This is a genomic window from Rhodococcus sp. ENV425, from assembly GCF_002887785.1.
In the GTDB taxonomy this organism is placed as follows: Bacteria; Actinomycetota; Actinomycetes; order Mycobacteriales; family Mycobacteriaceae; genus Rhodococcus; species Rhodococcus aetherivorans.
Genome location: NZ_PCZU01000216.1, coordinates 1 through 8,886, shown reverse-complemented (window position 1 = coordinate 8,886; position 8,886 = coordinate 1). Strand labels below are relative to the sequence as shown.

Here is an 8,886-nt window from a genome sequence, read left to right as displayed (position 1 = left end):
CTCCCCCCTCCCGTGCGTGAGGCTCGGGTCAGCGACGCCAGTCGTCGTCGTAGTCGTCGTCCCAGGCGGAACGACCGTCCGGGCCGGAACGCTGGTCCGCGAAGACCTCGTCCCGGTGCGAGTTGGGTGTACCGCCAGACAATTCCCGCTGGAGGCTCTCGAAGTCGGTGGCCGGTGAGCTGTACTTGAGCTCCCGTGCAACCTTGGTCTGCTTTGCCTTAGCCCGGCCGCGGCCCATGGCTAACCCCCTCGCGCCTTGACGGGGCGGCCTGGGGAATTTGGCGGCCCCGGTTAATTGAGTATTTTCCTGGCCACCACTCTAGCGTGCAAAAGTCGGTTCCGCCTCCACACACCTGGTTGCGGCAGTGTCCGATTGGTCTCACCCACAGGCGACCTGGGCAAATGCGGTGCCGGTGGCGCTTAGAGCACCCCGGGGATCGCCCGCACCGTGCCGACCCGGATGCCGCCGCCGAGCACCGGCTGCGAGGCGAGCTCCGCGTGGTCCTCGGACCACGTCACGCCGAGGTGGTGCAGCAGGGCGGCCGTGAGGGGGAGCCGGGCCCGCTCGTGGCCGTCGTCGATCTTGAGGGCGAACGCGGTGCCGTCCGGCAGGGCGCCCGCGTGCACGCCGTCCGCGCCGGCCTTGCACAGCAGCCCCGGCACCGCGGGCATCAGCCGGGCGTCGTCCTTGCCGCTGCCCGAGACGAGGCGCGGATGACGCCGGATCGCGTCGGCGACGGCCCGTTCCGGCGTCCCGGGCGCGGCCGTCGCCAGCCGCGAATAGGCGCGGGCGAGGTTGAACAGCGGTAGCGGCACGATCGGCAGTCCGCACCCGTCGATTCCGAGATCGGTGTCCTCCACGTCCCCGGCGAGCTCGAGGATCGTCTCGACCACGGCCTGCTGCAGCGGATGGGCGGAGTCGAGGTAGCCCGGCTCGTCCTGCTCGGCGCGGACGGGCCAGCCGTTCGCGGCGCACGTCGCGAGCATCGCCGCGTGCTTGCCGGAGCAGTTCATGTACACCGTCCGCCGTGGGCGGCCGGCCGCGACGATCGTCGCGCGGGCCGGTTCGTTGCCCGGCAGGTCCGGCGGGCACTGCAGGTCGTCCTCGGTGAACCCGTGCCCGGCGAGCAGCGCGTGCACGAGCCGGACGTGATCCTCCTCGCCCTCGTGGGAGGCCGTCGCGATGGCCAGTTCCTCCGTCGAGCTGGGCACGAATCCGTGGCGCAGCAGGGCCACCGCCTGCAGCGGCTTGTTCGACGAACGCGGGTAGACGGGCGTGTGGATCTCTCCGAGGGCGATCCGCACCTCACCGTCCGGCCCGACCACGACGAGCGAGCCGCGGTGCACGCATTCGCGGAATCCCGACCGCACCACTTCCACGAGTTCGACGCTCAATACTCCACCTGCACCTCTCGTCCGGCGACTCGTCTGCGAGCCTTGTCGGCGACACTAGGGGACAAGTCGGCCTGCCGTTCGAGCATCACCGCGATCCGCGCCGGGTCCCGGCCGGTGAACAGCTCCCGCACGGTCACCCCGTGCTCGGGCACGTGCACGACGGTGATCCCGTCGCCCGCCTCGACCGGGCCCTCGACGATCACCTTCAGGTACGCGCCGGTGTCGCCGCGGGCCGCGAACCGCTTCACCCAGCCCGGTTCCTGCGCCCACACCCCGAACGTGCCGCACGGGGTGCGCGGTCCGGTGACCTCGAGGAGCAGGCCGGCGGAGCCGATCCGCCAGCGCTCGCCGATCACGGCATCCGACGTGGCGATCCCGCTCACGCGCAGGTTCTCGCCGAACCAACCCGCGGGCAGTTCGCGGCCGAGCTCGTCGGCCCAGCGGCGCACCTCGTCCTCGGCGTACGCGTAGACGGCCTTGTGGCGGCCGCCGTGGTGGGCGGTGTCGCACTGCCGGTCGCCGTGCAGGCCGAGCTGCCGGACCGGCACGGGCCCGGGCACGGGCCGCTTGTCGATGGCGGTGTACGGAACGCGGCGGGTGCCGCTGTGGCGGACGGCGTGCACCACGCAGACCGCCTCGACCCGGCCGGTCGGGACGTACGGGTGGCTCACCGCCCGCGGAGCCGTTCCACGGCGAGCCGGCCGGCCTGCACGGCGGCGTCGTCGGGCACCGAGTCCGGATCGATCGCCGCGGCGCAGGGTCCGGCGACGAGCGCCGTACCGACGGGAACGTTCCGCTTGACGAGGGCCAGCGCGACGGGACCGAGCTCGAAGTGGTCGACGACGGTGCCCACCCGGCCGACGGCGCGACCGTCGGCGGTCACCGGGTCGCCGGGTTCGGGCCGGCCCTCGGCGGAACCGTCGAGGTGCAGCAGGACGAGGTGCCGGGGCGGCTTGCCGAGGTTGTGCACCCGCGCGACGGTCTCCTGCCCCCGGTAGCAGCCCTTGTCGAGATGGACGGCGCCGTGCTCGGCCGGGCCGCCGATCCAGCGGGCCTCGTGCGGGATGGTGCGCTCGTCGGTGTCGAGGCCGATGCGCGGGCGCAGCGAGACGACCCGCAGCGCCTCGAACGCCCAGGTGCCCGCCGGGCGGGCACCGGCGTCGACGAGGGCGGTGAACACGTCGGCGAGCCGTTCCCGGGGTACGAGAAGGTCCCAGGCGTCGTCGGTGGGCCAGGGCATGCGCCGGACGAGCCCGCCCCCGGGCAGCGCGGCCGCGGCGTAGACGTCGGCGAGCAGGGCGTCGATGCCCAGCGCGGCCAGGACGGCGGCATCGCCGGCGTGCGGACCGAGCAGGGTGAGCACGGCCAGTTCGTTGCCGTCCCGCGGCTCGGCCTTGGACCAGAACACCATCTTGGTGAGGAACGCGAGCAGGTCCGGTCCACGCTGCGGCTCGGTGTCGATCCAGGTGACGCCGTCGAGATCGGTCTGCACGAAGTGGTGCTCGACGCGGCCCTGCGCATCGAGGCTGAGGTTCTCCGCCGAGGTGCCGTCGCGCAGCTGCGCGACGTGCTGGCTCGAGATGGTGTGCAGCCAGCTCAGGCGCTCCTCGCCGGGAACGGCGACGACGAACCGGGTCGAGCGGTCGACGACGGCCACGCCGGTGAGGGCAGCGCGCTGTTCACCGAACGGGTCGCCGTAGTGCCACGGCAGTCCCGCGTCGGGGGTGCCGGCCGGCGCAGGGACGGCGCCGGGGCGGGCAAGGAGTGGGCTGTCGGTCACGGAGGGAGTGTCGGCCACGACACCAGTCTAGGAGCGCGGGTCTGTACCGGGAGGAATGGATAGGGTGTGCGCATGGCTGAGCGGGTGCTGGTGACGCTGGACGGCGAGGTTCGGGACGCGGATGTGCCGCTGCTGCACGCGGACGACATCGGGGTGCTGCGCGGCGACGGGGTGTTCGAGACGCTCCTCGTGCGTGGCGGGCGGGCACGCACCGTCGAACAGCACCTGAGCCGGCTCGTGTCGTCCGCCGCGGCGGCGGGACTGCCGGCCCCCGAGCGCGACGACTGGCGGCTGGCGATCGAGGTCGCGATCGAGCAGTGGGACGCGGAGCGGGAGGGGGCGTTGCGCCTGGTGTACACCCGCGGCCGGGAGGGCGGGAGTGAACCGACCGCGTTCCTGTTGCTGACGCCGGTGGCCGAACGGGTGTACAAGGCCCGCAAGGACGGGGTGTCCGTGGTGACGCTCGAGCGCGGCTACTCGGTGGATCTCGCGTCGAAGGCGCCGTGGCAGCTGCTCGGGGCCAAGACCCTGTCCTACGCGACGAACATGGCGGCGCTGCGGCACGCCGAGTCGCTCGGCGCCGACGATGTGATCTACATCAGCAGCGAGGGGTACGTGTTGGAGGGGCCACGTTCGTCGGTCCTCATTGCGCGCGGCCGCACGCTCATCACTCCGCCGCCGGAGCAGGGGATCCTGCCCGGCACCACGCAGCAGGCGCTGTTCGACGTCGCGGGCGACCACAATTTCGTCGTGCGGTACGAACCGGTCCGTCCTGCGGATCTCGTTGTGGCGGAAGGTGTTTGGCTCGTCTCGAGCGTCGCTCTGGCGGCGCGGGTGCACACCCTCGACGGGCACGCCCTGTCCCGCCGTGCCCTGGTCGGTGAGGTAGAGGCGTTGGTGGACGCCGCGGTCGAGTGAGCGCCGCCGCGGCCCGGCCGGGGGCGTGCCGCTCGCGCGATCGGAAGCATGTGTCGGTCGACACCGTCGACGCTTCTGTCCACTTCTACTACTGTTAGTAGTAACAAGGTCTCCGGCGCGTGCGGCGGATGGTCCCTTGTGCACAGAGTCCGAGGCCCCGAGCCCGCGCCCCGGATTCGGAGCCTGTCCCTGGGCGTCACCTCGGAGTAGCCATGGATGTGTTGGACCTGTCCCGGTGGCAGTTCGGCATCACCACCGTCTATCACTTCATCCTCGTCCCGCTGACCATCGGTCTCGCCCCGCTCATCGCGATCATGCAGACCATGTGGGTGGTCACGAAGAAGGACCACTGGTACCGCCTGACGAAGTTCTTCGGCAAGCTCTTCCTCATCAACTTCGCCCTCGGCGTGGCCACCGGCATCGTCCAGGAGTTCCAGTTCGGCATGAACTGGAGCGAATACTCCCGCTTCGTCGGGGACGTCTTCGGCGCCCCGCTGGCGCTCGAGGGCCTGGTGGCGTTCTTCCTCGAGTCGACCTTCCTGGGCCTGTGGATCTTCGGATGGGGCCGGCTGCCGAAACTGCTCCACCTGGCGACGATCTGGCTGGTCGCGATCGGCGTGAACGCATCCGCGTACTTCATCATCTCTGCCAACTCGTTCATGCAGCACCCCGTCGGCGCGACGTACAACCCCGAGACCGGGCGTGCGGAGCTGACGAGCATCTGGGAACTGCTGACCAACAACACCGCGCTCGCGGCGTTCCCCCACACCGTCGCCGGGGCGTTCCTCACCGCCGGCACCTTCGTCGCGGGCATCGCCGGCTGGTGGATGGTGCGCAACATGCGGCGCGCCGCGCAGGCCGAGCCGGTCGAGGCCGACCGGCTCGAGGGTGAGGCCCGCGGGATGTTCCGCCCCGCCGCCCGCCTCGGCATGCTGGTCATGATCGTCTCCGGTGTCGCGCTCTTCGTCAGTGGCGACATCCAGGCGAAGCTCATGTTCGAACAGCAGCCGATGAAGATGGCGTCGGCGGAGTCGTTGTGCCACACCGAGACGGACCCCAAGTTCTCGGTCCTGACGATCGGCACGCACAACAACTGCGACGGTGTCATCCACGTCCTCGAGGTGCCGTTCGTGCTGCCGTACCTCGCGCAGGGCGAGTTCACCGGCGTCACCCTGCAGGGCGTCGAAGACCTGCAGGACCAGTACGAGGAGCAGTTCGGCCCCGGCAACTACCGGCCCAACCTGTTCGTCACCTACTGGTCGTTCCGCGCCATGATCGGCCTGGCCGCCGGCTCGGCCGCGCTGGCCCTGGCCGGGCTGTGGGTCACCCGCCGCGGCCGCGTCCCCGACCAGAAGTGGTTCGGCTGGTTGAGCATCCTCGCCATCCCCACGCCGTTCCTGGCCAACAGCGCCGGCTGGATCTTCACGGAGATGGGACGCCAGCCGTGGGTGGTGCACCCCAACCCGACGGGCGTGGACATGATCCGGCTCACCGTCGACCAGGGCGTGTCGAACAACTCGTCCGGCGCCGTGATCGCCTCGCTGGTGGCCTTCACCGTCGTCTACGGCGCGCTCGGCGTCGTGTGGTTCTGGTTGATCCGCCGCTACACCATCGAGGGCCCGTTGCCGCACGACGCCCACCCGCCGGGTGAGCACGACGACGAACCCGACGACACCGGCCGGCCCAAGCAGCTGTCCTTCGCGTACTAGGAGATCGGTCATGGGACTTCAAGAGGTCTGGTTCGTCCTGATCGCGGTGCTGTTCACCGGGTACTTCGTGCTCGAGGGTTTCGACTTCGGTGTCGGCATGCTGATGCCGGTGCTCGGCCGGGGCCGCACCGAGACGGCCGACACCCGCCGCCGGGTGTTGCTCAACACCATCGGACCGGTGTGGGACGGCAACGAGGTGTGGCTGCTCACCGCGGGCGGCGCGATGTTCGCCGCGTTCCCCGAGTGGTACGCGACCCTGTTCTCCGGGTTCTACCTGCCGCTGCTGCTGATCCTGCTCGGCCTCATCGTCCGGGTCGTGGCGATCGAGTACCGCGGCAAGATCGACGACCCCACCTGGCGGCGGCGCTGCGACTGGGGCATCGTCTTCGGCTCCTGGGTGCCGGCCGTGCTGTGGGGCGTGGCGTTCGCGAACATCGTCCGCGGCGTCGCCATCGACGAGAACAAGCAGTACATCGGTGGCTTCTTCGACCTGCTGAACCCGTACGCGCTGCTCGGCGGCGCGACCACCGCACTGGTGTTCGCGCTGCACGGCGCGGTCTTCATCGCCCTGAAGTCCGCCGACGAGGTGCGCGAGGACGCCGTGAAACTCGCCGCCCGGCTCGCCGTTCCGGCGGTCGTCGTGGCCGGTGTCTTCGTGGTGTGGACGCAACTCGCCTACGGCAAGACCTGGACGTGGCTCGTCGTCGGCGCCGCGGCGGCCGCGCTGCTCGCCGTCGTCGCCCTCACCCGCGCGGAGCGCGAGGGCTGGGCGTTCGTGTTCACCACCGTCGCGATCGTCGGCACCGTCGTCCTGTTGTTCGGCTCGCTGTTCCCGAACGTCATGCCGTCCACGCTCGGCGACACCCTGTCGCTGACGATCGAGAACGCGTCGTCGAGCCCGTACACGCTGAAGGTCATGACGTGGGCCGCGGTGATCGTCACCCCGGTGGTCCTGATCTACCAGGGGTGGACGTACTGGGTGTTCCGCCAGCGCATCTCCACCAAGCACATCCCGAAGTCCATCGGCCTGTCGCTCGGGACGAAATGACCGCGCCCGCCGACGCCCCGGTGCGTCCGTTCGGCTCCGCCCCCGGAGCGTCGGACGCGCCGCGGCGTCGCGGGCCGATCGACCCACGGTTGTGGCGTTACTCCGCCACCGCCCGCGGCTATCTGGCGCTCGCCGTCGTCACGGCCTCGATCAACGTCGCGATGATCGTCGTGTCCGCACTCGCGATCGGTGCGGTCCTCGCCGGGGTGCTCACCACCGGCTCCACCGACCTCGGCGCATGGCGGACCGAACTGCTGACGCTGGCCGCGGCCGTCACCGTCCGGACCCTCGTCACGTGGGTGCAGTCCCGGTTCGCGCACCGCTCGGCGAGCCGGGTCGTCGCCGAACTCGAGCACGAGGTGCTCGCGGCGGCGACCCGGTTGCCGCCGCGCGAACTCGAACCACGCCGCGACGAGATCGCCACCGTCCTCACCCGCGGGCTCGGCGGGCTCTCCGAGTACCTCACCGGGTACGTGCCGGCCCTGCTGCTCGCCGTCACGCTCACCCCGATCACCGTGGTGGTCATCGCCTTCCAGGACCTCACCTCGGCGATCATCGTCGTCGTGACGCTGCCGCTCATCCCGGCGTTCATGATCCTCATCGGGCTGCTGACCAAGGGCAAGGCCGACCGCACGCTGCGCACCATGACGACGCTGTCGGCCCAGCTGCTCGACCTGATCGCCGGTCTGCCCACGCTGCGCGCGCTCGGCCGCGAGCAGGGGCCGGCGCAGAAGGTGCGCGAACTCGGCGACGACCACCGCCGCACGACCATGTCGGCGCTGCGCGTGGCCTTCCTGTCCGGCACCGTGCTCGAATGGCTCGCCACCCTGTCCGTCGCGCTGATCGCGGTGAGCATCGGCCTGCGCCTCGTCTACGGCGACATGGCCCTCGAGGCGGGCATCGTCGCGCTGATCCTCGCCCCCGAGGCGTATCTGCCGCTGCGCACGGTGGGCGCGAAGTTCCACGCTGCCGAGGACGGCAAGGCCGCCGCCGAGCGCGCCTTCACGATCCTCGACCGTGCCCCCGCGACCACCGCGGTGTCGGAGAGCGCCGAATTCGATGCCACCGCAGCCGAACTGACGTTGACCAGCCTCAGCGTCGCGAGCCGCGACGGCTACGCCCCGTTCCGGCTCGACGCCGTGTGCCGGCCGGGCGCCGTGACCGTGCTGACCGGAGCGAACGGCTCGGGCAAGTCGACGGCGCTGCTCGCCGTCCTCGGCCTCGCCGCGCCGGTGGAGGGCCGCGTCGAGGTCGGTGGCCGTCCCGTGGTGGCCGACGACGCGTGGTGGGGGCAGGTGGCGTGGCTGCCCCAGCGGCCCGTGCTGCTCCCCGGCACGCTGGCCGACAACCTGCGCCTCACCGGCGTGGACCTCACCACCGCCGGGATCGACGACATCTGTGCGGCAACGGGATTCGACGAGGTGCTCGAGGAGCTCCCGGACGGCTGGAACACCGTCGTCGGCGCCGGCGGCAGCGGGCTGTCGCTCGGGCAGCGGCAACGGCTCGCCCTCGTCCGCACCCTCGCCGCGGACCGGCCCGTGCTGCTGCTGGACGAGCCGACCGCCCACCTCGACGACGCGACGGAAACCACGGTCCTGGCGACGGTGCGGGACCTGGCCCGTCGCGGACGCACCGTGGTGATCGTCGCGCACCGCCCGAGCATCCTGGCGATCGCCGACACCGTCGTCCGGGTCTGCTCCCACAGCGACGCGACCTCCGGCACGGGGGAGCGGTGATGAACGATCTGCGTCGCGCGATGGCGCTGCTCGAACTGCGCCCCGGCCGGGTCGCCGCCGCCGTCGCCGCCGGCGTCGCCACCCTGGGCAGCGCCCTGGCGCTGGCGGGCCTGTCGGCCTGGCTGATCATCCGTGCGTGGCAGATGCCGCCGGTGCTGGACCTGACGGTCGCCGTCGTCGCGGTGCGGGCCCTGGGCATCTCCCGCGGCCTGTTCCGCTATCTCGAGCGGCTCGCCGGCCACGACACCGCGCTGCGCGGCACCACCGCCGCTCGCACCCGGCTCTACCGGCGCCTCGCCG

The 8,886-nt window shown here is 71.4% G+C and carries 8 protein-coding genes and 1 pseudogene; 5 read left to right on the top strand and 4 right to left on the bottom strand.

The annotated features are described in order from the left end of the window. Positions 1–28: 28 nt before the first annotated feature. The 4 genes from CQZ88_RS18710 to CQZ88_RS18695 form a co-directional block, all read right to left on the bottom strand. Positions 29–238 carry a DUF3073 domain-containing protein gene (locus tag CQZ88_RS18710; protein ID WP_006930206.1) on the bottom strand — a complete coding sequence of 70 codons (210 nt, stop codon included), beginning with the start codon at positions 236–238 and terminating at the stop codon, positions 29–31. A gap of 182 nt (positions 239–420) precedes the next feature. Next, positions 421–1,395, bottom strand: coding sequence for an asparaginase (locus CQZ88_RS18705; RefSeq protein WP_006930204.1), 975 nt, complete (start codon positions 1,393–1,395; stop codon positions 421–423). Next, positions 1,392–2,066 carry an MOSC domain-containing protein gene (locus CQZ88_RS18700; protein WP_006930202.1) on the bottom strand — a complete coding sequence of 225 codons (675 nt, stop codon included), beginning with the start codon at positions 2,064–2,066 and terminating at the stop codon, positions 1,392–1,394. Before CQZ88_RS18700 ends, CQZ88_RS18705 begins: the two co-directional genes overlap by 4 nt. Then, positions 2,063–3,193 (bottom strand): folate-binding protein YgfZ, encoded by a 1,131-nt coding sequence (locus CQZ88_RS18695; protein ID WP_006930200.1) that lies wholly within the window; start codon positions 3,191–3,193, stop codon positions 2,063–2,065. The genes CQZ88_RS18700 and CQZ88_RS18695 overlap by 4 nt, the downstream gene beginning before the upstream one ends. A 54-nt stretch (positions 3,194–3,247) precedes the next feature. On the opposite strand from CQZ88_RS18695, the gene CQZ88_RS18690 reads away from it, so the two are divergent. The 5 genes and pseudogenes from CQZ88_RS18690 to CQZ88_RS18670 form a co-directional block, all read left to right on the top strand. Further along, complete coding sequence (locus tag CQZ88_RS18690; protein WP_029541472.1) at positions 3,248–4,093, top strand: aminodeoxychorismate lyase; 846 nt, start codon at positions 3,248–3,250, stop codon at positions 4,091–4,093. A 212-nt stretch (positions 4,094–4,305) separates the two neighbouring features. Further along, complete coding sequence (locus CQZ88_RS18685) at positions 4,306–5,802, top strand: cytochrome ubiquinol oxidase subunit I (RefSeq protein ID WP_006930196.1); 1,497 nt, start codon at positions 4,306–4,308, stop codon at positions 5,800–5,802. Positions 5,803–5,812: 10 nt separating this feature from the next. Beyond that, positions 5,813–6,850 (top strand): cytochrome d ubiquinol oxidase subunit II, encoded by a 1,038-nt coding sequence (gene cydB / locus CQZ88_RS18680; protein WP_006930194.1) that lies wholly within the window; start codon positions 5,813–5,815, stop codon positions 6,848–6,850. Further along, positions 6,847–8,586 (top strand): thiol reductant ABC exporter subunit CydD, encoded by a 1,740-nt coding sequence (gene cydD / locus CQZ88_RS18675; RefSeq protein ID WP_029541475.1) that lies wholly within the window; start codon positions 6,847–6,849, stop codon positions 8,584–8,586. Before cydB ends, cydD begins: the two co-directional genes overlap by 4 nt. Continuing rightward, positions 8,586–8,886, top strand: a pseudogene (locus CQZ88_RS18670) (ABC transporter ATP-binding protein); the annotation flags it as partial. The gene cydD and the pseudogene CQZ88_RS18670, both read left to right, overlap by 1 nt.